At 64.6% G+C, this 24,158-nt stretch carries 23 protein-coding genes and 1 tRNA gene; 13 read left to right on the top strand and 11 right to left on the bottom strand.

Annotated elements, in window-relative coordinates:
- The first annotated feature begins 57 nt into the window (after nt 1-57).
- Both cofH and HSRCO_RS12840 read left to right on the top strand, forming a co-directional pair.
- Nucleotides 58-1,443 carry a 7,8-didemethyl-8-hydroxy-5-deazariboflavin synthase subunit CofH gene (cofH, locus tag HSRCO_RS12845; protein WP_259518042.1) on the top strand — a complete coding sequence of 462 codons (1,386 nt, stop codon included), beginning with the start codon at nt 58-60 and terminating at the stop codon, nt 1,441-1,443.
- Nucleotides 1,444-1,445: 2 nt separating this feature from the next.
- A complete protein-coding gene (locus HSRCO_RS12840) occupies nt 1,446-1,997 on the top strand; it encodes a metal-dependent hydrolase (protein ID WP_259518041.1) in 552 nt (183 codons plus the stop codon).
- Here HSRCO_RS12840 and HSRCO_RS12835 read toward each other — a convergent pair.
- The 6 genes from HSRCO_RS12835 to HSRCO_RS12810 all read right to left on the bottom strand — a co-directional run bounded on the left by HSRCO_RS12835 (nt 1,994) and on the right by HSRCO_RS12810 (nt 9,076).
- The gene (locus HSRCO_RS12835; RefSeq protein WP_259518040.1) at nt 1,994-4,036 is read right to left on the bottom strand and encodes an adenosylcobalamin-dependent ribonucleoside-diphosphate reductase; all 2,043 of its coding nucleotides are present in this window, start codon (nt 4,034-4,036) and stop codon (nt 1,994-1,996) included. The genes HSRCO_RS12840 and HSRCO_RS12835 overlap by 4 nt on opposite strands.
- Nucleotides 4,037-4,233: 197 nt before the next feature.
- Complete coding sequence (gene cofG / locus HSRCO_RS12830) at nt 4,234-5,358, bottom strand: 7,8-didemethyl-8-hydroxy-5-deazariboflavin synthase subunit CofG (RefSeq protein WP_259518039.1); 1,125 nt, start codon at nt 5,356-5,358, stop codon at nt 4,234-4,236.
- Nucleotides 5,359-5,431: 73 nt separating this feature from the next.
- Nucleotides 5,432-6,037: a 2-phospho-L-lactate guanylyltransferase gene (cofC, locus tag HSRCO_RS12825; protein WP_259518038.1), complete on the bottom strand. Its 606-nt coding sequence runs from the start codon at nt 6,035-6,037 to the stop codon at nt 5,432-5,434.
- Between the two features lie 19 nt (nt 6,038-6,056).
- A complete protein-coding gene (locus HSRCO_RS12820; protein ID WP_259518037.1) occupies nt 6,057-6,839 on the bottom strand; it encodes a hypothetical protein in 783 nt (260 codons plus the stop codon).
- On the bottom strand, nt 6,817-7,983 hold the full coding sequence (locus HSRCO_RS12815; protein WP_396266433.1) for a tubulin/FtsZ family protein: 1,167 nt from the start codon (nt 7,981-7,983) through the stop codon (nt 6,817-6,819). The genes HSRCO_RS12820 and HSRCO_RS12815 overlap by 23 nt, the downstream gene beginning before the upstream one ends.
- Before the next feature lie 205 nt (nt 7,984-8,188).
- Complete coding sequence (locus HSRCO_RS12810; protein ID WP_259518035.1) at nt 8,189-9,076, bottom strand: complex I NDUFA9 subunit family protein; 888 nt, start codon at nt 9,074-9,076, stop codon at nt 8,189-8,191.
- 111 nt (nt 9,077-9,187) lie between these two features.
- On the opposite strand from HSRCO_RS12810, the gene tmk reads away from it, so the two are divergent.
- From tmk to pdhA, 3 genes are all read left to right on the top strand, one after another.
- Nucleotides 9,188-9,775, top strand: coding sequence for a dTMP kinase (tmk, locus tag HSRCO_RS12805; RefSeq protein WP_259518034.1), 588 nt, complete (start codon nt 9,188-9,190; stop codon nt 9,773-9,775).
- Nucleotides 9,768-10,145: a hypothetical protein gene (locus HSRCO_RS12800; protein ID WP_259518033.1), complete on the top strand. Its 378-nt coding sequence runs from the start codon at nt 9,768-9,770 to the stop codon at nt 10,143-10,145. The genes tmk and HSRCO_RS12800 overlap by 8 nt, the downstream gene beginning before the upstream one ends.
- Before the next feature lie 90 nt (nt 10,146-10,235).
- Entirely contained in the window at nt 10,236-11,285 is a 1,050-nt protein-coding gene (gene pdhA / locus HSRCO_RS12795) for a pyruvate dehydrogenase (acetyl-transferring) E1 component subunit alpha (RefSeq protein ID WP_259518032.1), read from the top strand.
- On the opposite strand, the gene HSRCO_RS12790 is transcribed toward pdhA, so the two are convergent.
- Nucleotides 11,286-11,516 (bottom strand): Lrp/AsnC ligand binding domain-containing protein, encoded by a 231-nt coding sequence (locus HSRCO_RS12790; protein ID WP_259518031.1) that lies wholly within the window; start codon nt 11,514-11,516, stop codon nt 11,286-11,288. It lies immediately after the preceding gene.
- 84 nt (nt 11,517-11,600) lie between these two features.
- Here HSRCO_RS12790 and HSRCO_RS12785 point away from each other — a divergent pair, with 84 nt between their 5' ends.
- From HSRCO_RS12785 to HSRCO_RS12775, 3 genes are all read left to right on the top strand, one after another.
- Nucleotides 11,601-12,275 (top strand): TrkA family potassium uptake protein, encoded by a 675-nt coding sequence (locus tag HSRCO_RS12785; RefSeq protein WP_259518030.1) that lies wholly within the window; start codon nt 11,601-11,603, stop codon nt 12,273-12,275.
- 2 nt (nt 12,276-12,277) lie between these two features.
- Nucleotides 12,278-12,508 carry an Lrp/AsnC family transcriptional regulator gene (locus tag HSRCO_RS12780; RefSeq protein ID WP_259518029.1) on the top strand — a complete coding sequence of 77 codons (231 nt, stop codon included), beginning with the start codon at nt 12,278-12,280 and terminating at the stop codon, nt 12,506-12,508.
- Between the two features lie 232 nt (nt 12,509-12,740).
- Nucleotides 12,741-13,205 carry a DUF5813 family protein gene (locus tag HSRCO_RS12775; RefSeq protein ID WP_259518028.1) on the top strand — a complete coding sequence of 155 codons (465 nt, stop codon included), beginning with the start codon at nt 12,741-12,743 and terminating at the stop codon, nt 13,203-13,205.
- A gap of 9 nt (nt 13,206-13,214) precedes the next feature.
- Here the strand turns inward: HSRCO_RS12775 and HSRCO_RS12770 are convergent, their stop codons facing one another.
- Nucleotides 13,215-13,634: a universal stress protein gene (locus tag HSRCO_RS12770; RefSeq protein ID WP_259518027.1), complete on the bottom strand. Its 420-nt coding sequence runs from the start codon at nt 13,632-13,634 to the stop codon at nt 13,215-13,217.
- A gap of 40 nt (nt 13,635-13,674) precedes the next feature.
- A complete protein-coding gene (locus tag HSRCO_RS12765) occupies nt 13,675-15,474 on the bottom strand; it encodes an ATP-binding protein (protein ID WP_259518026.1) in 1,800 nt (599 codons plus the stop codon).
- Between the two features lie 105 nt (nt 15,475-15,579).
- Here HSRCO_RS12765 and HSRCO_RS12760 point away from each other — a divergent pair, with 105 nt between their 5' ends.
- Nucleotides 15,580-15,915, top strand: coding sequence for a hypothetical protein (locus HSRCO_RS12760; protein ID WP_259518025.1), 336 nt, complete (start codon nt 15,580-15,582; stop codon nt 15,913-15,915).
- A gap of 25 nt (nt 15,916-15,940) precedes the next feature.
- Here the strand turns inward: HSRCO_RS12760 and HSRCO_RS12755 are convergent, their stop codons facing one another.
- Complete coding sequence (locus tag HSRCO_RS12755) at nt 15,941-17,191, bottom strand: DNA double-strand break repair nuclease NurA (protein WP_259518024.1); 1,251 nt, start codon at nt 17,189-17,191, stop codon at nt 15,941-15,943.
- A gap of 118 nt (nt 17,192-17,309) precedes the next feature.
- Between HSRCO_RS12755 and HSRCO_RS12750 the strand changes: the two genes are divergently transcribed.
- The 4 genes from HSRCO_RS12750 (at nt 17,310) to HSRCO_RS12735 (ending at nt 22,258) form a co-directional block, all read left to right on the top strand.
- Nucleotides 17,310-17,825: a peptidylprolyl isomerase gene (locus HSRCO_RS12750; RefSeq protein WP_259518023.1), complete on the top strand. Its 516-nt coding sequence runs from the start codon at nt 17,310-17,312 to the stop codon at nt 17,823-17,825.
- A 66-nt stretch (nt 17,826-17,891) separates the two neighbouring features.
- On the top strand, nt 17,892-18,341 hold the full coding sequence (locus tag HSRCO_RS12745; RefSeq protein WP_259518022.1) for a hypothetical protein: 450 nt from the start codon (nt 17,892-17,894) through the stop codon (nt 18,339-18,341).
- A 48-nt stretch (nt 18,342-18,389) separates the two neighbouring features.
- Nucleotides 18,390-18,472, top strand: a tRNA-Leu gene (locus HSRCO_RS12740).
- 780 nt (nt 18,473-19,252) lie between these two features.
- Complete coding sequence (locus HSRCO_RS12735) at nt 19,253-22,258, top strand: PAS domain-containing sensor histidine kinase (protein ID WP_259518021.1); 3,006 nt, start codon at nt 19,253-19,255, stop codon at nt 22,256-22,258.
- Nucleotides 22,259-22,402: 144 nt separating this feature from the next.
- Here the strand turns inward: HSRCO_RS12735 and HSRCO_RS12730 are convergent, their stop codons facing one another.
- Complete coding sequence (locus HSRCO_RS12730) at nt 22,403-24,058, bottom strand: BCCT family transporter (protein ID WP_259518020.1); 1,656 nt, start codon at nt 24,056-24,058, stop codon at nt 22,403-22,405.
- Nucleotides 24,059-24,158: the final 100 nt, after the last annotated feature.

Here is a 24,158-nt window from a genome sequence, read left to right as displayed (position 1 = left end):
GGATAGCCAGATGCCGGGACCCGGTCGTTTATGGGACTCACGGGGCTATCCAGTGCCATGGCAGACGCCTTCCGGACGCGAACGAACGTTCCCCGCGGCGCGTTCGCGTTCGAGCATCAGCCAGCGACCGAGCAGTCCTTCGAGAACGCGCTGGCGAAGGCACGGGACGGAGTACGACTCGACGTCGAGGACGCGGTCGCCCTCCTCACGACCGGCAGCGATGGCGATGGGATCGATCCGGAGCGGGTGGACCAGGTGAGTCGGGTCGCCGACCACCGACGCCGCGACGTGGTCGGCGACGAGGTGACCTTCGTCGCCAACCTCAACAACAACGTCACGACGGCCTGCAACACGGGCTGTCTGTTCTGTAACTTCCGGGACAGCGCACACACCTTCGAATCCGACCACGAGGGCCACGCTCGTGGATTCACCAAGACCCCCGCGGAATCGCGGGAGATCGTCGCCGACGCGGTCGACCGGGGCGTCTACGAGGTCACCTCGGTCAGTGGCCTCCACCCCGCGTTCGTCCTGAACGAGGCCCACCGCGAACGGCTCGACCCTGACGATCCGACACTGGACTATCGGCCGCCGTCGGTCTACGACGTCGACCCGGGAACCTACGTCGAGCAACTCGGGGCGATGTCCGTCGACGGGGTCCACCTCCACTCGATGACCCCCGAGGAGGCCCACCACGCCAAACGCGGGACCGACTGGTCGTACGCGGACGTCTACGACACCCTCTCGGCGGCCGGACTCGACTCGGTGCCCGGGACGGCCGCGGAGATACTCGTCGACGAGGTCCGGGCGGTCATCTGTCCCGGAAAGATCGGGACCGACGAGTGGCTGGCAGGCATGGAAGGCGCCGCGGCGGCGGGCCTCCCGACGACCGCGACCATGATGTACGGCCACGTGGAGAACGAACGCCACCGCGCGATGCACCTGGCCCGCATTCGCGAGTTGCAAGATCGGACCGGCGCCATCACGGAGTTCGTCCCGCTCTCGTTCGTCCACCAGAACACGCCCCTGGCAGAGCGCGGCATCGTCGATGGCGGCGCGACCGACGCGGAGGATCGACTCGTCGTCGCCGTCTCGCGCCTGTTCCTCGACAACGTCGAGCACATCCAGACGTCGTGGGTCAAGTTCGGGGACGAGACGGCCCTCCGCATGCTCGAGGCCGGCGCCGACGACTTCATGGGGACCATCCTCTCCGAGGAGATAACGACCCGCGCCGGCGGCGAGCACGGCGAGTTCCGCTCGGTCGCCGACTACGTCGACCTGATCACGAGCATCGACCGCGTCCCGGTCGAGCGCTCGACCGACTACGAGCGACGGCGTCGGGTCGACCCGGCGCAGTCCGACCCCGGGCCCCGTCTGGGTCCCCGGGCGGACGGCACGCCACTCCTCGCGGCGAGGCGGCCGGACCCGCCGTCGGCGGACGATTGAGGATGATGAGTACCACTCACGCCGCCATGGGGGCTGTCGTCGCAGCAGCCCTCGTGCCCGTGGCGCCCGACCTCGCGGGCGTCGCTGCGCTCGGCGCCATCGCCGGGGGCGTGTTCCCCGACCTCGACCTCGCCTTCGAACACCGGAAGACGCTGCACTACCCGGAGCATTACTGGGTCGTGGCGGTGCCGATGCTCGTCGTCGCGACCATCCGGCCGGGCGTCTGGACGGTCGCCCTGGCCGCGTTCTTCGGGTCTGCGGCCCTCCACTCGGTGACGGACGTCTTCGGCGGTGGGCTGGGATTGCGACCCTGGAAGGCGGACGACGACCGGGGCGTGTACTCCCACTGGAACGGGCGCTGGGTCGCCCCACGACGCTGGGTTCGGTACGACGGCGCCCCCGAGGACGTGGCCCTGGTCGCCGGCTTGTCGGTCGTTCCCGTGCTCGTCTTCGACGGGACCGTCCAGACCGTGATCGTCGTCGGCCTCGCCGTCTCCGTGGTATACGGGATTCTCCGGCGACGGCTCCCAGACCTGTACGAACGCCTCGTCTAGGTATCCCCGTCGTCGGCCGTCGATAACACCTGTGAATCGCGTGAACCGCTCCGGTAGACGGTGCATCCGAGACAGTCCGTCTCCAGCGCCAGTCGGTACGCCGCGGCCACGTCCTCTCGAACGGCCGACGCCGGCAGGTTGACCGTCTTCGAGACGGCGCCGTCGACGTGGGACTGGAACGCCGACTGGATGCGGACGTGGGTCTCCGGCGGAACGTCCCGGGCAGTGACGAACAGCTCACCGAGGTCGTCGGGAATCGGCAGCGACGACGGACCTGCGTACGTTCCGTCACGCATCTGGTCGCGCGCAGCCTCGCGGATCTCGCTGACGTCGACACCTCGGCTCTCGAGCACTGCCCGGAAGTACGGATCGACGGCGACGAACGGTTCGTCGCCCTGGACGTCCCGGTCGGCGGCCCGACGGTAGACGACGTCGTACAGCGGTTCGATACCGGCCGAGGTCCCGGCGATCATACTGGTCGTGCCGGTCGGGGCGACGCTCGTGACCCCGTGATTGCGTATCGGATAGCCATCGACCCACTCCGCGGGTTCCTCGCCCGTGTGACGCCGGAACCAGTCCTCGTGTCGAGAGGGGTCGGCGTACTTGGATTCCGGCCAGCGCGGGAACGACCCCCGTTCGCGGGCGAGGTCGTGGCTCGCCCGCGTCGCGACTCGATCGATACGGTCCATCACCCGATCGGCGACTCCGAGTGCCGCCGTCTCGTCGTACCGGACGCCGAGCTGGAGCAGCAGTTCGGCGAAGCCCATCACGCCGAGACCGATCTTCCGCTGGGTGGCGACCGTCTCCTCGATGGCCGCAAGCGGGTATCTCGACACGGTCGTGACGTCGTCGAGGAATCGCACTCCCAGTCGCGTCAGGTCGGCCAGGCGGTCCCAGTCCATCGCTCGGTCGAGGAACCGGTCGATGGAACCATCGAACGACCGCCAGTCCGGGGCGTCCCCCTCGACCAGCAACGAGAGGTTGACGTGGCCGAGCGTACAGGCCTCGAAATCCTCCAGCGGTTGTTCCCCGCAGGGGTTGGTCGCCTCGATGCGATGGTCGGGGTTGGTCGCGACGTCGAAGGCGTGCTCGCGGTTGGCGCGGTCGAGGTGGAACAGCCCCGGTTCGCCGTTGTGCCACGCACCGTCGACGACCAGGTGCCAGACGAGGCGGGCTGGCAGGCTCGTCGGTTCCCCGACGGTCACGAGTTTCCGGGGGAATTCGTCGAGGTCGGGAACGTCCGCGGCGATCTGCCAGAGATTCGGTTCGCCGTCGCGGGTATCGCCCTCGTTGTAGAACGCTGCGGTCGCCGCGGTCGCGACGTGCTGGTCGCCCGTCCGGGGATTGACGAGTGGATACCGCTCGTCTTCTTCGACGGCGGCCAGGAACCTGTCCGTCAACCCCACCGAGACGTTGAAGTTGGTCAGTCGGGCCCCCTCTCGCTTGGCCGTCACGAACCGCCCGATATCCGGGTGGTCGACGCGGAGAACGGCCATCTGGGCACCCCGGCGCCGCCCTCCCTGGCGCACGACGTCGCACATCCGGTCGAACACCGTCATGAACGAGACGGGCCCGCTAGCCCGACCGCCGCCGGTGGTTACCGGGTCGCCGCGCGGCCGAAGCCGCGAGAAACTGTAGCCGACGCCGCCGCCCGTCTGGAAGATGGTCGCCGCGTCGCCGACCGTCTCGAAGATGTGCCGGAGGTCGTCCGCGGGTGAGATGACGAAGCAGGCCGATAGTTGGCCATCGTCGAGGCCGGCGTTCATTAGGGTCGGCGAATTCGGGACGAAAGCGAGGTCGGCCATCGCCTGCTCGAAGCGGTCGGCCCAGGTGTCCGGGTCGTTCCCGTGGGTCGTCTCCGCACTCGCGACGGCTCGGGCGACCCGTTCGACCAGCTCGGCCGGCGTCTCGACGACCTCGCCGTTCTCCCGCTGGAGGTATCTGGCCGGCAGGATGCGCTCGGTCGCGATCCGGGGCAGCCGCTCCGCGACGGTCTCTCCGGTCACTCGCTTGTGCGGCAGCGCCCTGTCGCCCGTCATGTTCTCGTATTGAACTATTTGCGTGCGACAAGGTACCTATTCTGGTCGACTATATAAGCGATGACCGGACCAGCTGGGACCATGCCGGTGACGGCCAGGTCGGACCAGCGGGAGCGGGACGCCACCGACCTGGACGAGACGGGGCGGCGTCCCCTGTCAGCCAAATGCGTGCGCACCGACCGTCATTCGAGGTAGTTCTACGCCACGTCCTCGACGAACGGGTGCCCGTCGAGCACCGAGCGGTAGCGTCGGCCGGCCGGCGTATCGCTCCGGAGCGCTCGACCGATGGGCTCGGGGACCCACTCGTTCGAGACGCCTTCCGTCGGGAGGAACCGTTCGTAGACGGGCAGTCGCTCGCGCAAGGGGACGCCGGCAGCGTCGGCGACGGCCCGGAGTTCGTCCACCTCGGGCCAGGCGTAGTCCGGATTGACGTGATCGGTCGTCACCGGTGAGACGCCGCCCAGGTCGTCGACCCCGGCGTCGACGAGGTCGCGAAGCGGCGCGAGGTTCGGCGGGACCTGTACGGCGACCGCGTCGGGCAACGCGGTCCGGGCCATGGCGACCGTCCGCCGGAGCGTCGCCAGGTCCGGGGAGCCTCCGCGCCATCGCTCGTTGTCGGCAACCGGCTGGACGATCACTTCCTGGACGTGGCCGTAGCGTTCGTGCAGTTCGCGGATGGCGAGCAGGCTCTCCGCCCTGTCGCGGGCCGTCTCGCCGATGCCCACGAGGATGCCGGTCGTGAAGGGAATCGATAGCTCACCGGCCGTTCGGATCGTGGCGAGCCGCTGGCCCGGCGATTTCCCGCGGGGGCCGGCGTGGGCCTCGACGGACGCCGTCGTCTCGAGCATCACCCCCATGCTCGCCATCAGGTCGGCGACCGTCTCCATCTGGGCTGGCGTCTGGTCGCCGGGATTCGCGTGGGGGAGCAGTCCCTCCTCCAGGGCGATGGCGGCCGCCTCGCGGAGGTACTCGTGGATGGAATCGTGGCCCCACGCCGCTAGCTGGGCGTGGATATCGTCGTATCGGTCGTCGGGGTCGTCGCCGAACGTGAACAACGCTTCCGTACAGCCAGCCGCGGCCCCCCGTCGAGCCGTCTCCCGGATCTCGGTGGGTGCCATGAGCGAGGCCTCGCCAGGCGGGTCGTAGAAGGTGCAGTAGGTGCAGGTGTACCGGCAGGCGGTCGTCAACGGGAAGAAGGCGTTCTTCGCGTAGGTCAGTTCCGCCGGCGGGTCGACGGCCTCGTCGTCGACGGACAGCAGGCGCTCGAGGGCATCGTCGGTGATAGATAGGTCGAGGTCGTGTTCGGCGGCGCCCGGAATCACACCGGGAGTAGTGACCGCCTGCGCAAAGGCGTTGTGTCGCCGGCACGTCCGGCCGCGCTCCCCGGGGCCTCGCTCAGCGCACCGGTCGCGGCTCCCCGCCCTCCATCTCGACGCGGAACCCCGCCTCCCGAAGCCACCGCGTCGCGGCGCCATCGCCGTGGACGAGCACTTCCAGCAGATCGGCGGGGTCGTCGACGTCCGTCGAAAGTCGAAACGAATCGAACTCGCGGACAGACGCCCCGACCTCGCGAGCCTGGTGCAGGTGGTCGCTGAAGGACGCGCCGTGGTAGTCGACCCGGAACGCGGGGTCGCGGACGACGAGGGCGTTCGTGCCCGCAGCCCGCCCGGGCGCGACGACCACGTCGCCGTCGGCGCCGAACAACTGTCTGAGCGTCGAGGGGGTAGCTAACGCGAGGTCGGCCATCACCACGGCGAGTGGCGTTCCGGCGTCGATGGCGTCGTTCACGAGCGGTGTCAGTGCCCGCTCGTCGATGGTGATCGCGGCGTCGACGGCTATCGGTCCGGTGGTCAGCACCTCCGGCGTTCGACCAGCTTCGCGCACTGCCGCGGCCACATCCTGGAGCATTGCCTCGGCGAACTCGCGTCGCTCCGAGCGGTCCAGCACGGGTGCTAGTCGCGACTTGGGTTCGTTCGCGTCGAACGGGATGACGACCCGCATGGGGAAGGGGTGGGGTGTCTCAGCCGAGTCGGTCGTAGGTCTCGCGTTGCTGGAGGTACCAGTAGATGCCCCCAGCCACGAGCGCGAGCAGTACCACGACGCCACCGGCCATCAGCAGGAGGTCGGTCCGGTTTGCCGATTGTGCGGCGCTATTGGCACTGTTCTGCGCCTGCGAGGCCAGATCTCCGGCATTCTCGAAGTTGCCGTTCTCGTACGCAGAGATGGCGTTGTTCAGGAGGGATTCGGCTTCGTCCGGGTTGGCACCTGCGCTCTCGGCGTCGTCGATGGCGGCTTTCGCGTCGTCGATGGCCGTCCGCGCCGACTGGCTGTCGGCCGTGTAGGGCCGGGCGGTGTACGTCGCGACCTCGCTACTCGACCCGCCCTCCTGGGCCTGGGCGAACGTCGCCAGCGTCAGGTTCTGGGCCGGATCGTACTGCCACTCCGACCAGCTCGGCGTGGTGCCCTGCAGGCGGACTTCGACGGCCGAGACGTCTTCGTCGGCCGCGATCTCGTGGTCGAACGAGGGACTGTTGTACTGCTGTTGTTCGATTTTCGCGTCCGTCTGGTCGTAGGTCGTCACCGTCCAGGTCACGTCCGTCAGCTCCGTCTCGCCCGACAGTTGCCACCGGTCGTAATCGGTGTAGAGGTCGGAGACGGTGTACGTAACGTCCTGCTGTTCGCCGACCTCGACGGCCGACGGACTGGCCTCGTCGCTGACGGAGACGGCGGCCGCGGGTGCGACCGAGACGACGAGGAGGGCGACCAGGACGAGTGCTGTGCTAGAAGAGCGGCTCCAGTTCATCTTCGTCGTCTTCCACCAGCTCCTGGAGGTTTTCGTCGCTCTCTGCGCGGATCTCCTCGATGTTGTCCTGGGCTTCGATGGCCTTGCCCTGGAGTTCCTTGATGCGGGGGACGTTCGTCACGCCCGAGAGCAGGACGACGGACGCGACCTTGCCCGAGTCCCGGACCGGATAGTCGCCACCGCGGACTTCCATGCTGCCGGTCTGCTCTTCGAGCCACTTCCGACCGCGTTCGATGCCTTTCCGGTTCAGATAGCTGGCCGGCCCGGCCACGACGAGCAGCGCCCGCTCCGCACCGTCGATCTCGCAGGGAAGGGTCAGTCGACCCAGTGCGGCCTTCCGGACGAGGCTCGTGATGCGGTTGGTGGTGCTCGCGGAGTCCTCGCCCGCCATGTCGTCGTTGCTGCGGAATCGCGAGAGCAGGCCGCCGGAGTCCTGTTGCTGAACGCTCTCCGAGGCGTAGCCCACAGTCGAGATGCCGCCCCCGGCGAGCGTATTGATGATCTCGGAGGAGTCGACGACGCTCTCGGCGACGTCCCCGGTGCCGTCGACCTCGCCCGCGCCGAACAGGATTCCGAAACGGGTAACGATCTCCTCGTTGATCTCGTCGTAGCCACCGGAGACGGATTCACCCGACTTCCGCCAGGCGTCGTTGTCGAACACGAGCAGGTTGTCGACCTCGTGGACGAACGTCTGGAACGAGCGGGCGGCGTTCAACGTGTAGATGCCACCTTCGTCCTTGCCCGGCAGAACGCCGAGTCCATAGACCGGTTCCGTGTATATTCGTTTCAGATGCTTCGCCAGGACGGGTGCCCCACCGGACCCCGTCCCGCCACCGAGGGCGGAGATGAGGAGGAATGCGTCCACCTCGTGGACCGGTATGTTGTCGATCGCCCCCTGGACTTCGTCGACGTCCTCTTCTGCGATCTCGGCGCCGAGTTCGTTGTCGGCCCCGACACCGTGCCCCTTCACCCTCGACTGTCCGATGAGCACGCGGTTGTCCTCCGGCACGTGCTCCAGTCCCATGAGGTCGGCTTTAGCGGTATTGACGGCGACGGCCGCTCGAACGATCCCCGATCCCGTCTGTTGATCGTACTCGAGGAACTTATCGAGCACCTTCCCGCCCGCCTGGCCGAACCCGATCATTGCGAGTTTCATGCTGCAGTCTGGCCTTACCGTGTGGAAAGAAGCAATTAGGCTATAAGCCTTTTGTTGAAGTGATCCTGATATATCTGCCGACGAACCGGAATTTGCAGTCGACGGGCGGTCTCGCGTCAGACAGGGGTCGGACGAAAAAAAGGGATTGCTGGGGGGTTTTAAGTACCCATACGGGCCGACCGACCGACGGGCGTCACCCGATACCGAGGTACGACTCGAGCGTCGTCAACGAATCCACCTCGATTCCGAATGCGTCGACGTCGTTGTGATCGGCAACGTTGTCGATCCGCAGCGATCTGAACTGGTCCCGTCCGAAGGGAACCGGCGACAGCGGGTCGGCGAAGGAAAGGCCTACTCTGGCCATCGACATCGGGATGGACAGTACCGAAACCGACCGACCCTCGGCCCGGTAGACGAGTTCGGTCACGTCCGCGAGCGAGAGCACCTCTGGCCCCCCGATCTCGTAAATCTCGCCCCGGTGGCGCTCGTCTTCGACGGCGTCGGCCACCATCCCCACGAGGTCCTCGATGTAGATCGGCTGGAAACGGGTCACTCCCCCACCCGGCAGGGCGGTGACGTAGGGAGTCGTGAGCATCTTGGTGAACTTCACGAACTCGCCGCCCTCACCGAAGATTACCGACGGACGGAAGATAGTCCACTCGAGACTGGAATCCCTGACGAGTTGCTCTGCGCGTCCTTTCGACCGGAGGTACGACGTGACGCCACCTGGATCCGCGTCGAGGGCGCTCATCTGGACGATGGCGTCGAGGTCGTGTTCCTCGGCCGCCCGGATCACGTTCTCGGTCCCCCCGACGTGGACGACCTCGTGCATCTCGTCGCCGCCCGACGGCTTGAAGAGTGGCGAGAGGGCGACGAGATTGACGACGACGTCCTTCCCCTCGAAGGCGCTCTCGATGGAGTCGTAGTCCGTGACGTCACCGATGACACCGTCGACACCCCGTGGGACACCGTCGTCTTCGGGCGACCGAGCCATCGCGGTCACGTCGTGGCCGCGTTCGACCAGTTCTCGGCAGAGTGCAGTGCCGACGAATCCCGTGCCACCAGTGACGATGATGTTCATGCACTGATAGTACCTGGGTGACGCGTGTAAATGTGTCGCGTGTGAGTCGAACGGGTCGAGCGTGAGACGTCCCTCGGAAGGGCTTAGTGGCGGGTCGAACAAGGTCGACCCATGCTCGTAACGCTCGAGGGAATCGACGGGAGTGGCAAGACCTCGGCGTGGAACCATCTCCGCGAAACCCGGTCGGGCCCGCTCACCTTCACGAGAGAACCGACCGACTCGTGGTACGGCGACGCGGTTCGCCGATCCATCGGGGCCGACGAGGCCGACTCCCTCGCGGAGTTGTTCCTCTTTACCGCGGACCACGCGGCCCATCTCTCCGAGACGATCCGGCCCGCCCTGGAGCGTGACGAGGTGGTGATATCGGATCGGTACTCCGACTCGCGGTACGCCTACCAGGGTGCAGCCATCGCCGATCGTATCGAGCGTCCGGTCGAGTACATCATGGGCATCCACCAGCCGTTCACCCGGCCGCCGGACGCGACCATCTATCTTGACGTCGACCCCGCGACCGGTGCCCGTCGGTCCGGTACGACGAACAAACTGGAGGGCCAGGAGTTCCTGGGGCATGTCGCCCAGAACTACGAACGGCTCATCGACCGGGAGCCAGACCGGTTCGTCCGCATCGACGCGACCGCCGACCAGTCTTCCGTCTTCGAGGCGGTCGACGAGGCACTCGATCGGATCCTGGATGCCTGACGACGACTGGCGATTCGGCTTCCGACTGCCGCCCTTTCGACTGCCCGAATTCTTCCCCGACGACTTCGAGGTGGTCCTCCCCGTACCGGGCCGTTTCCGGGGCCGGCCAGTGGGTACGCGCTGGGTGCTGGCGGTCGCGCTCCTCGTCGACCTCGTCGATGCGCTCCTCGTCCTGACCGTGGTGGGCCCGGCGCTGCTCGCTCGATCGTTCGTCGTCTTCGTCATCTCACTCGCCGTCGCCGGCGCGGTCGGGTTGGTCGCCGTCTGGGAACTCGTGGCGGTACTGATCGGCTACCAGGCACTCACTCTGGTTCCGTCGGTGACCGTGCTGGTCGTCGTGCGGGCCAGATACACCGACGTGGACGCGTGACCGGCCATCACCGATCGGCACCGAACCCCGGGTTCCGGGTATCCCCGCCGCAAACACCACCGGTAAGTAGCGAGAACCAGACGCTCCCGCATGCACCGCGTAATCGGGGTGAGCGACCTGGACGACGTCGAGGTCGACACCGAGGAGGCCAGGGCCCTCTATCGGGACATGGTTCGGGCCCGGCGATTCGACGAGCGGGCGGTCGCCCTGCAGCGACGCGGGTGGATGAGCAGCTTTCCGCCGTATCGGGGCCAGGAGGCTTCTCAGGTGGGGGCCGCGCGAGCCATGGCCGACGAGGACTGGCTCTTCCCGACCTATCGGTCGAACGCGATGCAGCTCACCCGCGGCGTCCCGATGAGCGATATCCTCCTGTTCAGGCGTGGTCGCCCGGAGTACTACTCCGATCACGACGTCAACAACTTCCCACAAGAGATCACCATCGGCACCCAGATTCCCCACGCCGTCGGGTACGCCATGGCCCGAGACTACGTCGGGGCCGACCACGCGACACTGGCGTACTTCGGCGACGGCGCGACCTCCGAGGGTGACTTCCACGAAGGCCTCAACTTCGCGGGCGTCTTCGACGCCCCGGTCGTCTTCTTCTGTGAGAACAACGACTGGGCCATCTCGTTGCCCCGCGAGCGACAGACGGCGAGCGCGACCATCGCCGAGAAGGCGACTGCCTACGGCTTCGAGGGGGTTCAGGTCGACGGTAACGATCCGCTGGCGGTGTACGAGACCGTCTCGGACGCGCTCGCGACGGCCCGGGCGGGCAAACCGATCCTCGTCGAGAGCCTCACCTACCGCCAGGGGGCGCACACCACGGCAGACGACCCGGAGCGATACCGCGACGAGCACGAGCGTTCGCTGCCGGACTGGCGCACCGCCGACCCGCTCGAACGGACGGAGACCTACCTGCGCGAACAGGATGTCGTCGACGACACGGTCGTCGAGCAAGCCCATGCAGCGGCGGACGCGGAACTGGACGAGGCCGTCGCGGAAGCGGAGAACGCCGAGGTACCCGACCCAGACGAGCTCTTCGAGAACGCTTACGGGGACCTGACGGCCCCACTCGAGGCCCAACGCGAGTGGCTCCGGTCGTACCTCGACGACCACGACCCCCAGCGCGTCGAGTTCTGATCAGGTCAACGAGACGTACGTCTTCGTCTCCTGGACGCCGTCGGTGTCCTGTATCGACGAGGACGCGGTATCCAGGACGTCGTAGACCTCGGTCTCGTCGAGTTCGGCGATGACGTCGAAGTCGCCGGCGACGACGTGGGCGTCGGCGACGCTACCGAGCGCCGACACCGCGTCGCGGACGGATTCCGCGGTTCCCGAATCGGTCCGGATCATGATGACGGCGTGTACCATGATGACTGGTTCTGGAGGCGACAGGAAAAACCTTGCCCGCGTCCGGCGCAAACCTATATGGACCTACCTTCTGTACGTACGTGTATGCGAGTTGTAATTATCGGCGCCGGTCGGGTCGGCCTCCGGACGGCCCGAATCATCCGAAACGAGGGACACGACGTGACACTCGTGGACCGGGACCCCGAGATGGTGGATCGGGCTCAGACCGAAGGGTTCGCCGCCATCGAGGGTGACGGGTCCAGCGAGGACGTCCTCGAGGCGGCCGACATCGAAGCGGCCGACGCGCTCGGTGCACTCACCAGCGACCTGAACACCAACTTCGTGGCGTGTATGGTCGGTAACCACCACGACTGCCGGACGGTCCTCCGCATCGACGAGGACTACCGGGAGAACATCTACCGCAAGTACGCCGACGAGGTTGACGCCATCGTCTATCCGGAACGTCTCGGCGCCATCGGCGCGAAGAACGCGTTGTTGGGCGGGAACGTGACCGCCATCGCGGACCTTGCCGAGAACCTCCAGATCGCGCAGTTCACGGTGACCCGCGAGGCACCGATGCACGGGTACACGATCAGCGAACTCGAACTCCCCGCCAGGAGCCAGACGCTCGCGTACGCGAAGCAGGACGAACCCCTCGGCCTGGCCCTTCCCGACGATACGCTGGAGGCGGGCGATCGGATCGCGGTCCTGGCGGAGTTCGACGCACTGGAAGACGTCAAACAGATACTCGTCGGCTCGACCGACACCGGAGGCGACTGACGATGGTCACTGCATACATCCTCATCAAGGCGAACACTGGCGAAGCGGACCGCGTACTGGACGATATCTTTGCGATCGACGGAGTGCTCGACGCACACATCGTCGCGGGAGACGTCGATTTCATCGCGAAGATCGAGGTCGACAGTCCGCAGGCCGTCAAGGACATCGCAGCGGACCAGATCCAGGCGATAGCGGGCGTCGAGGACACGGAGACGTACATCTCCATGGATTGAGGGGGCTATCCCGTCTCCCTGACCAATTCTCACCCGACGAGGGTTCAAATGGGCGGGCGAGTCCAACGCAGGTCATCGCCAGACCCCTGGCCCGGGGCGAACACGGCGGGAGTGCGACTCACCGCCCCGGAGCGCCGCCGAGTCGCCTGCTCGCCATTGTTCGTTCCGAAAGAAGGTTCGGGCATCGCCGCCAGCGCAATCCCTTTTCCCGGTGACCTCCTCAGAACGACCAATGACCGACGGAATCGAGCGGGCGCTGGCCGCCCATCCCCGATTCGAGGAGACGGGGTCGCAGTTCGTCCCGACACAGACGACCTTCGACGCCCGTGTATTCGTTGCCGACGGCACCGTCCGAATCGAGAACGACCTCCCGACGCTGAACGCGGCGGTCGAGGACGAGACCGTCGCCCCGGTCGTCGAGGACGGCTGGTTCGAGACGTTCGAACGTCGCGTGGTCGACGCCGACGGCGTCACCAGGACGGACGCCGTCGACGTGACGACGGTTGAGCGCGAGGCCGCGACCGTCACGGTCGTCACCGAGATCGAACCGTCGCCAGGGACTGCCGGTGAGGACGTCATCGCCATCGTCTCGTTCGTGGAGGGGACCTGGATGGAGGGAATCATCCCGGGCTACGAGTACGTCGACCAGGTGGAACGGATCCGCGACCGCGCACGTCGGAACGCCCAGTCCGGGTGATGGGCCGCCCTACCGGCAGATGGTAACCGGGACCGGCGACCGACGCACGACGGCCTCGGCGACGCTGCCGAGGAGGATGCGCGAGACGCCGGAGCGTCCGTGACTGCCCATGACGATCTGATCGACCTCGTTCTCCTCGGCGTACTCCACGATGACTCGGGAGGGTCGACCGACCTCGGTCGCAGTCTCGATCGAGTCCTCGCCGACCTTCGCTTCGGCCTTCTCGAAGACCTCAGCAGCTCTCTCTTTGGCCTGTTCGTACCACTCTTCGGTGTATCCCGGGACGGTCGCCGTCGCCGTGTAGCCCGCTTCCACTGGATCGATTACGTGCAGGAGGTGAAAGGTCGCGGTCGGGAACTCCTCGGCCGCAAACTCGAATGCGTTCCAGGACTTCTCCGATCCGTCGAGGGGAACGAGTATCGTCTTCATGGATTGACGTCCGGCGCGCTCACACAAAAAGGTGCGTCGGTCAGTCCCTGCCGTGGCGGGTCAGACACGTCGGTAGGCCCATGACCTCGACCGGCTCCGAGTTGTCCGGGGAGTAAACCGCCATCTGTCCCCGTTCCATGTACGGCACCTTCTCCTCGAGTTCTCGTGGCAGGTTGACACTCGAGATGGCATCCTCGTCCCCCAGGTTGAGGACGACTCGCGTGTTGACCTGTTTGAACACGGCGTCTGCGATGTCCTGGGGGTCCTGGGTGATGAGGAACAGGCCGAGTCGTTCCTTGCGGCCCTGTTTGGCCGCTTCGGTGAACTTCCCGATGACCTTGCGGGCCTGGACGCTGTCGGCACCGGCCAGGAAGTTGTGCGCCTCGTCCATCCCCACGATGAGTGGCGTCTCCTTGATGCGGTCGTATTGCGGGTCGTTCGACAGCTTCTGATCGACGAGGAGGCTGGCGACCGCGAGGACCACCATCTCGGCGGCGCGCGAGGTGTTCACGTGGTAGGTCGGAACCACGGAGAGCCGCCCGGGCCGGACGAACGCCTCGACCAGCTCCGTGATGGGGCGGGCATCCTGATCGAAGACGCCCTGTGGGATACCGTGAACCCGGCGTTTGACGGCGTCGAAAGTCGCCTCGTGAACCCGACCGGACTCGTCGAGTTCCTCCCGTAGTGCGGGGTCGTCGAGAAACGTCGTGAATTCGTCGTAGGTGCCCTCGGACCCGTGCGAGTCGAAGAACCGGTCGAGCAGGTACTGGAGTGCGGAATACTGGTTGTCGTTGAGTTGTGAACCCGCGACGAGCCACGGGTTTCCCCGAACCATCGAGAACGGGATGGTGAATGGCTGCTGTTCGGCGCGGTGGTGGGAGGCGGCGTACGTCGCAGTCCCGACCTGGGGGACGAACGCGACGGTGTCCTCGTGACCTCCGTACGCGAGTCCCTGTGTCTCCCAGGAGCGAGCGTCTTCGTCCGTCGCCACCGGGTTGTCGTCGTGCATCTGGGCGTACTCGTCCTGGGGGTCGAACTGGACGACTGCTGCCCGGGGAGAGCGACCGCTCGCGCTATCGAGTTCGTAGCGTCGGTCCTCGTGGAGGTACTGCCTGAGGACGTTCTTTGCTGTGTGGGTCTTCCCCGACCCCGTCCCGCCGGCGACGAGGACGTGCCGGAAGACGAGGGGGTCGGCACCCTCGTCGCCGTCGTCAAGTCGGTAATCGATGGTCGGTGGGTCGGCCCGCGTCCGTACTCGCTCGCCCCCGACCGCGAGGTGACCGAGGAACACGCCGGACCCGGGGATGTTCAGTCCCGTCTTGATCTTCTGCTGGTCGTCGGCGTGGTGGACGACGGTCTCGGGTTTCGGTACCCTGTCCGGCATCCGGCGACGGAGCTCTCCGCCGTCGGGATACAGGACGGCGACGGGGTCCAGATCCGCGAGGAACTTGTAGTCTCGTTCGTCGATGCCCGACGAGCGCATCGCCCGTCGTGCGTGGATCTCGGTCGCGTCGTCGCTCTCGAACTCCTGGGCGTACTCGAGCCCAGCGATGCGACAGAACAGTGTCTCGTTCCCGGGATACGGGGCCAGCAGATAGGTGCCGAGTCGGATCGAGGAGCGGTTACCGGCAGTGATGTACGCCCTGAGTGAGGTCTCCTGGCTGTCCGTGTCGATGCGGAGCCCCTCGGTGACGGCCAGCGATCCGATACCATGGTCTCGGCCCGTCTCGTCGACCTCGACTCGCTCGAAGTCGTCCTCGTCGGTCTCGCTCGGGTCCACCGTGTCCGGAGACGAGGCTTCGTCGGTACCGTACTCCGAGAAGTCCCCCAGATCGCTCATGCAGCAATACGCGGACCGGATCGACTAACGCCTTTCCCTCGGTGCCTCGTGGCTGGTGGCGGTTGCCCCGGTTCCCTTTTCCCCCCGCGCCGTCTCGGTTCGTCTATGAAACTGGTCCAGGGGAGTGCCGCCGGAACGGCGCTGACCGGCACCCTCTACGAACCTGGCGACGACCCGCCGCGGTTCGCCGGTGCACCGACGGAGGACGCCGCCTACGTCTTCGTCTGCGATGCGTTCTACGAGGTGGAGAGCGGTGGCGTGCCCCAGCAGGTCGGGGGCCGCGAGTTACGGGTTGCTTTCGAGACACCGTTCTCGCGAGGATTCGACACAAAGGAGGGGGCGCTGGAAGCCGCCCGGGAGCACATCCGGACGCAGTTCTCGCGGATCGGTGTCGAGCGGTCCGCGGTAGAGATATCGGTCCTCCCCGAACACGAGATCTGAGCGGACGGCTACTGCCAACCGTGTTTCAGATGCCCCAGCGTTCCCGGTCGTAGTTCGTATCCACTTCGGTGTCGAATCCACGCTCGAGACGCCGGGTGAGTTCTCGCTTCTGCCCCCGGTCGATGCGTGCCAGCTCGTCGGCCTTCGCCACCGGCCCGGGCGGTCCACGCTCCGCGGCGACCGCACCCACGGCCCAGCGTTCGACAGCGTTTCGGACCGCCGGCCGCTCGGCGAACGCCGCCGGCAGTTCCACCTTGAACACCAGGTCGGTCCGTGGGTCGTAGACGACGAAGAAGACGACCTCGTAGGCCGGCGGATCGAGTCGGCGGTCGACGCCGATATCGCGATTCTCGCCGGAGAAGACGCCGTCCGCGCCCAGCCGAGACCGGAACCAGTTCGTCCAGGTGAGTTCGTCGCGGACGCGTTCGAACGTGTCGCCGTGGCGTTCGCGCCGTTCCAGTACCCTGGCGAAGAACGCCGAATCGGTCGCCCAGGGCGTCGGTCGCCCTCGTTCACGTACCGTCCGTATCAGGGCCTGGGACTGGGGACTCTTGACGAAACCGACCAGGGGGACGTCCCGCTCGACGAAGCGCTCGACGAGTCGGAGGTAGTTGGCGACGACCTCTTCGACGAGGTCGTCCTCGCTCACCAGGTCGGCGAGCGTCCCGTGGCGGTCCAGCCAGTGGACCGTCTGCTTGGGATACAACGGTCCATCGAGGACGAGCAGGTCGTCGACCCGATCTGCGTTCTCCAGCGCGTGGTGACTCTCCGCCAGGTAGAGCGCCAGCCCGTGGACGACACGCTCCTGATCGCGGGCGAGCGCGGCCGTATGGACCACTCGCCCACGCCCGTGGCCGGCGTCGAAGGCCGTCCACTCGTCCATCCCGTGGTCGACGGTCGCGTCGTTCGAGTAGACGGTCATGATGTACGTCCGTTTCCGGTGGACGTCGAGGGCCGACGGCGTGGCGCTCATGGCGGCCTGGGCGAGGTCGACGAGGAGCCCGTTCTTGAAGGTGGTCGGATTGATCGTTCCTGAGTCGATACCGTGGACGGAGTCGAAGACGGGGTCCCGAAGTGCGAGATCGTCGATTGGCGCCGTCCGTCTGCGCTGGTCGTCGATCGGTTCGAGGACCGCCCCCGCGTCGCCATAAAGGGGGTCGAGGAACTCCGCCCAGACGGCCTCGGCGACGTCGCGCTGTTCTTCGGGGTCGGTATCGTGGCGGATTCGCTCTGCGAGAGTAGCGATCCCGTCGTAATGGACGGGGTCGAGGGTCATCGAGCAAAGCTACCCGTCCCACTCGCAAAAAGGGAGGCGGTCTTTCGCACGGTTTCACGACCCGGCCCCGCCGGCTCATTTCAGTAGCGTTTTCCCCCTGGTTCACCTGATGGAGACCATGAGCGACCTTCGAGCGACCCTCCACACGACCGAGGGCGACATCGAGATCGAACTCTACGACGAACGCGCGCCGAAGACCGTCGATAACTTCGTCGGTCTCGCGACGGGCGAGAAGACGTGGGAGGACCCCGAATCCGGCGAGACCGTGGAAGGCGAACCCCTCTACGACGACGTCCCCTTCCACCGGGTCATCGACGGGTTCATGATTCAGACGGGCGACCCCCTCGGGACCGGTCGCGGTGGCCCGGGATACACGTTCGACGACGAGTTCCACGACGAACTGCGCCACGACGACGCCGGGATCGTCTCGATGGCCAATAGCGGCCCCAACACGAACGGCTCGCAGTTCTTCATCACGCTCGCTGCCCAGCCACACCTCGACGACCGCCACGCCGTCTTCGGGACGGTGACCGACGGGATGGACGTCGTAGAGGATATCGGTTCGACGCCGACCGATCGCAACGACGGCCCGATGAAGGACATCCTCCTCGAATCGGTGACCGTCCACCGCTGAAACCGATCCGTCACCCGTCATTTTGACCGCTGGATTTCATATAGGTGGACGAACAATCAGTACGGTATGCCATCGTACCTGAATACCGAGCCCGACCTGGACGAAAACGAGTCCATCGTCGAGGAGTACCCATCGGAGTCGTACCTGGTCCGACGTGACGACCCAGAAGGGTCAGTTCCCACCTTCACGTTCCACACGCCGGCCCGACCGATCATCGAGTTCGACGACGAGGACCGTGCTCGGTTGTTCGCCGACCTCTACCTGGCTCTCGGTGGATTCCGGATCAAGGAGGGTGTGGGTCCCAACGGTATTCCAGTGACCGTCGCTTCGTCAGGGAAGGCCGGTATCGCCTCGTACATGTACTCCGTCTGGGGGAAGACGCCGACGGAGATCGCGAACACCCTCGAACAGGACCGAAACCGGGTCCTGGGGTACTTCGACCAGATCCGTTCGCGGGCCGACGACGTGATCGAGGCGGCCGACGAGGCAGCGTCCCCGCCGGGTGAGGCCGGGTAGCCCGGCAGTCGAAAGGGATTAGCGGTCGCCGCAGGAACTCCTGTATGCGCGAGGGTAGCCAAGCGGCCAACGGCGGCGGGCTTAAGACCCGCTCCCGCAGGGGTCCGAGGGTTCGAATCCCTTCCCTCGCAGTTTCACGACGAACGAAGTGAGGAGTGAAACGAGACGGAAGGATTCGAATCAGGGAACAAATCTCCGATTTGTGACCGTGGTTCGAATCCCTTCCCTCGCACTTGCACCTTTTACTGCGCGCGAGCCGAAGGCTCGCGCTGGCAAAAGCTGCACCAAAACCCGTCCTCACCCCCTCCGGGGGTTCGTCGGGCTGAGCGCTTCGCGCTCGGAGAATCGGCGACCTTCCGGGTCCTGACGGACCGCTCGGTCGCCGAATGCTCGGGGCAATCGCGCCACTCTATGATTCCCTCGTTCGCAGTTCCATTCACAAGAATTTGACAACTGTTGATACTGAGTGATGAGGGGGGACCCCGTCCCCCAAATATCGTATACTTTCGTTGACTGGCCCCTCCGGAAATAGTGCCGAACCGGAATCAATCAGGTTTCGAGCGCGACGATGGGTCCTCGAATCCTGGCGACTTGGGAACTGGTCCGATCAGGCCCTCAAAACTTACACGGCGCTCCGTCTGGGGCCATCTCCGTGAACGGGCAGAATGAATCCGGAACGTGTTGTCAGCGTATTCCAGTGTCGATCGAAGTGAGAACTGTCCTGGCAGGCCGATATCTGCCCGTAACAGGGGAACGCCTCTGTTCGGTCTTCGACAGACGCGGTAACAGGCGACTCCACGGGCCATTCTTCACGCAGTGACCGCTTGGGTCGCGAATAATTCAAGTAACCGAGACTCGTGCATCGTAGCAACGTAGTACTGATGTCTGGCCCGAATGAGACTGACACCGGTGTGGAGTCGACAGGGCACAGATTGAGTAATGGCGGGTACCGAAACCTCGTGGAGAAAGCGAGTGATGTCACCGCCGTCATCGACGCCGACGGGCAGATATCGTACGTGAACGCTGCTGTCGAGCGAATTCTGGGCTACAACCGATCCGAGTTACCTGGCGACGCGGGACGTGAATACGTCCATCCCGAGGACGAGGATGCATTTGTCGATGCGATTGCGGACCTGCGGGACGGGCAGGTCGGGCAAACGGTCGTCGAATTTCGCTGTCGGCGGGCAGACGGGACCTGGACCTGGCTCGAAGCCACCATGCGGGGTGTCCACGACGACGAGTTCGACGGTGTCATCGTGAACGGCCGGGACGTCACCGAACGAAAAGAACGGGAAGCGGAACTGCGAACCACGAAAGAGCGGATGACGTTGGCTCTCGAGGGTGCGAACCTCGGGGTCTGGGACTGGGACATGGAGACTGACGAGGTCGTGCGTGACGAGCTGCTCACCGAGATGTTGGGCTACTCGCCGTCCGAGATGGGGGATCATCTCGACGACTGGGTACGAGTGGTGCATCCGAGAGGGAAGAAACGACACGACGAGGCGCTGACCGAACACATCGAGAAGCGGACGCCATATTATCAGTCCGAATATCGCCTCGAGACGAAGTCGGGGGACTGGAAATGGGTGCGAACCATCGGGAAAGTCGTCGAGCGAGACGAAACCGGAGAACCCGTGCGAGCAGTTGGCATTCATCAGGATATCGACGACAGAAAGCGCACCGAACTGACCCTGGAAGCCGAGCGGGACATGTTTCGGGAAGGCCCTGCGGTCGTTTTCAAGTGGGAAGACGAAGACGGTTGGCCAATCGACTACGTTTCGGAGAACGTCGAGAGTGTTCTGGGCTACGACCCTGAGGAACTCCAGTCAACCGATCTCGTGTTCGCGGATATCGTCCACGACGAGGACATCGACAGATTGGAAGAGGAGATGGACGGGTACGAAACGGATGGAACCGACCTGTTCACACCCGAACCCTATCGCGTGATCACTGCCGAGGGGGAGGTTCGATGGGTACTGGAGTATACGAAAGATCTCCGGGAAGATGGCCAACGAAACCACCTTCTCGGGTATCTCGTCGACATCACGGAACGGAAACGACGCGAACAGGAACTGGCGGCGCGCGAGGAAAAGTATCGCAATCTCTTCGAAGATACCCGCGACGCCCTCATGTTGATGGACCGCGACGGCTACCGCGATTGCAACCAACAGGCACTCGAACTATTCGGCGTCGAGTCGGTTTCGGAGTTCGTCGAGTATTCTCCATGGGAGTTCTCACCCCCGACCCAACCCGATGGACGGGATTCGAAGGGAGCGGCGCTCGAACGCATCGAAGAGGCGTTCGAAACGGGCACAGCGTTCTTCGAGTGGACGCACAAGCGCGTCGACGGTGCGGAGTTCCAGGCGGAAGTAAAGCTCAGTCGGTTCGAATACGATGGCGAGCCAGTCATCCACGCGTTGGTGCGTGATATCACCGAGCGGAAGGAACAGAAACAGGAACTCGCTGCCGAACGGAACCGAATTCGAGCGATAACGAATGCGATCCCCGACGTAACGTTTGTGTACGATAGAGCGGGACGATATCGAGAGGTTCTCACCGGACAGCGGGGCCTCCTGGCTGACGATGTGTCGGAACTCGTCGGCTCGGACGTGACCGAGGTGTTACCGCCCGACGCCGCAGCGGCAATTCTCGAGGGTATCGAGGACTCACTCGACACCGGCACGGTCCAGACGGTAGAGTATTCTCTCGATCTGGATGGCGAACGGACCTGGTTCGGCGGCCGCATCGCCCCGATGCCGGGCGACCACCAGGACGAAGCCGTCCTCCTGTCCAGAGATATTACCGACAGAAAAGAACACGAACGCGAACTCGAAGCACGCGAGGAGAAGTACCGGAATCTGTTCGAGGACACGCGGGACGCGCTCATGTTGCTCGATCGCGATGGCTTTTTCGACTGTAACGAACGGGCCCTCGATCTGTTTGGGGCCGAGTCGGTCTCGGAGTTCGTCGAGTATTATCCGTGGGAACTGTCCCCACCGACCCAGCCCGATGGAGAGGACTCGAAGGAGACCGCACTGGAGCACGTCGAGACTGCCTTCGAGGAAGGCGAAGCGTTTTTCGAGTGGACACACCAGCGCGTCGACGGGACGGAGTTCCCGGCCGAGGTGAAACTCAGCCGGTTCGAACATCGAGGCGAGCCAGCGTTACACGCGCTCGTCCGGGACATCACCGAGCGAAAAGAGTACGAACGACAGTTGGAGGAGCAACGGGACAACCTCGAGACTCTCAACCAGGTCTTGCGTCACGACATCCGAAATGACATTCAGTTGATAACGGCCTACACGGAATTCCTCAAAACCGAATGTGAGGACGATGCGGTACAGTCGCACATCGAAACCGTCCTCGAGAATGCCGAACATGCCGTCGAACTCACGAAGTCGGGACGAGAGATGGCGGACGTGATGCTCACTGCAGACAAGGAGCTACGGCGCGTGAATCTCCACACCGTCCTCCAGAGCGAAATACAGGAGGTGCGATCGTCGTATTCTGCGGCCACAATCTCCTCGGAAACGACGATCCCATCGGTCCAGGTCCGGGCCAACAACATGTTGGGGTCGGTCTTTCGGAACCTGTTGAAAAACGCCATCCAACACAACGACAAGGAGAGTCCGGCGGTGGCGGTTGGAGTAACAGATCCCGAAGACACGGTCGTCGTCAAGATCGCGGACAACGGCCCGGGGATTCCCCCTGCCCAACAAGATGACATCTTCGGCAAGGGGGAGAAGGGACTCGACAGTCACGGCACCGGAATTGGCCTCTATCTCGTCAAGACGTTGGTCGAAAGTTATGGCGGCGATGTCTGGGTCAAGGACAGAGAGGGTGACCTACTTCCCACTATCGACGAGCAGGAAGGGGCAGTCTTCGTCGTGGAGTTGCCGACGGCGACGGATGAGTGACGCCGTGAGATCCATCCGCAGTCTATCGGTGCTCGAAGCCTGGAGATGGACGATCGTGCAGAGGACCAGTCAGTCGTCGTCTCGGGCGGACAGTGTCGAGTGGGGTGGATCGACCTGGCCCGAGTCAGCTGGTCCCTCGAGGGTTTATCTAGACGCTTCCGATTGGGATATGTCGGCTTCACTCCGAAGCCCCAGATAGATCGTATAGACCATGACCAGAATGAGGACCGCGAAGGGGAGTCCGGTCGTGATGACTGCCGTCTGGAGGGCGTTCAGGCCGTTCCCCACCAGCAGTACGGTTGCTGTCACGCCGATAAGTATTGGCCATACCACACGTTGTCGGGCCCCAACAGTCCGTTTCCCACCGGCGGTCAAATAGCCAATAACGAGCGACCCCGAGTCCAGCGACGTCACTGTAAACGTCAGTAGATTCACTATGACGAGCAAACTCGTCAGAAGGGTGAATGGATAGAACGACAGCATTTCGAACACGGCAATGGCGCGACCGTTGTGTTGCAGTGGCCCGACGATCCCACCACTCAGGACGTTCAACTCGACGAACAGTGCCGTCCCGTTGAACACGGCCATCCAGACCAGTGAGAACAGTGCCGGCACCACGAGCACCCCTCCAACGAACTCCCGGATCGTTCGTCCCTTGGATATCCTGGCGATAAACATCCCGACAAAGGGGGCCCAACCGATCCAGAACCCCCAATAGAATATCGTCCAGTCGTGTTGCCAGCCGGTATCTTGCCCAGCGAAGGCTTCAGCGTGGAAACTGAGTTCCAGAAAGTTTCCGAGATACGCACCGATTCCGCTGGCGAACACGTCGAACAGGTACACTGTCGGCCCACCAACGATCACGAACGCGAGCAATGTCAGCATTAACACGACGTTCGCCTGCGAGAGTCGCTTGATCCCCCGCTCGAGACCAGCGAAAACCGACAGCGTGGTGATGGTGACGATGACGCCGACGATGAGAGCCGTACTCCAGGGTGAGATGGGAACTGTCGTGTCGAGGAAATTCGTGGCCACGAAGTCGAGCCCAGCGTCGATTTGGAGTGCAGCGAGCCCCATCGTCGTCGATAGCCCGGCGACGGTCGCGATGACTGCCACGAGGTCGACGACGTGGCCCGGAAGGCCGTAAATCCGGCTCCCCAGCAGCGGGTAGAATATCGACCGGAAACCAAGCGGGAGTCCGCGGTTGAAGGCAAAAAAGGCGAGCCCGAGACCGACGATTCCGTAGATCGCCCACGGGTGAACGCCCCAGTGGAACATCGTCACGGCCGTCGCGGCCCGGCCGGCAGCGGGTGACTCGGGGGGAACGTCGAATACGGAACCACCCCCTGACAGAAAGTGATGCAGTGGCTCGGCGACGCCGAAAAACAGGAGCCCGACCCCCATACCGGCAGTGAACAGCATCGTGAGCCACTCTGAACGAGAGAATTCCGGTTCCGTATCTGGGCCGCCGATTCTGATACTGCCGTATCGGCTCACGCCAAAGGCGATCATAGCGAGGAGGAATACGTTGACCGCCAGAATATATAGCCAACCGAAGTTCCTGTTGACGACCTCGAACACCGTCTGATAGGCGGCTGCAGCCTGCTCGCCCAGTCCAATCGTGAGGGTGACTGCGACCACCACGGCGAGTACCGAGAGTGGGAACACGACCGGTTGGATATCGAAACCGAACAGCTGCACATTGCTCACTCCTGGTTCCCTGTCGAGGTACGCGTGGAACGGTTCCTCTCGAACCGGTGGTCCATCTTCAGGAGACTGCCGCTCGGCACGGTCTGGCATGCGTGGTTACTTGCAATCGTTCTGGGATCTCTCTCGGTTTCGCGTACCCAGCAACGTCACAGGTGGCTGACTGGCCGCGTGTGTACTGTTCTCTTCGGTG

Origin of the sequence: Halanaeroarchaeum sp. HSR-CO (assembly GCF_024972755.1) — an archaeon.
Lineage (GTDB): Archaea > Halobacteriota > Halobacteria > Halobacteriales > Halobacteriaceae > Halanaeroarchaeum.
This window is presented reverse-complemented; position numbering and strand designations above follow the sequence as displayed.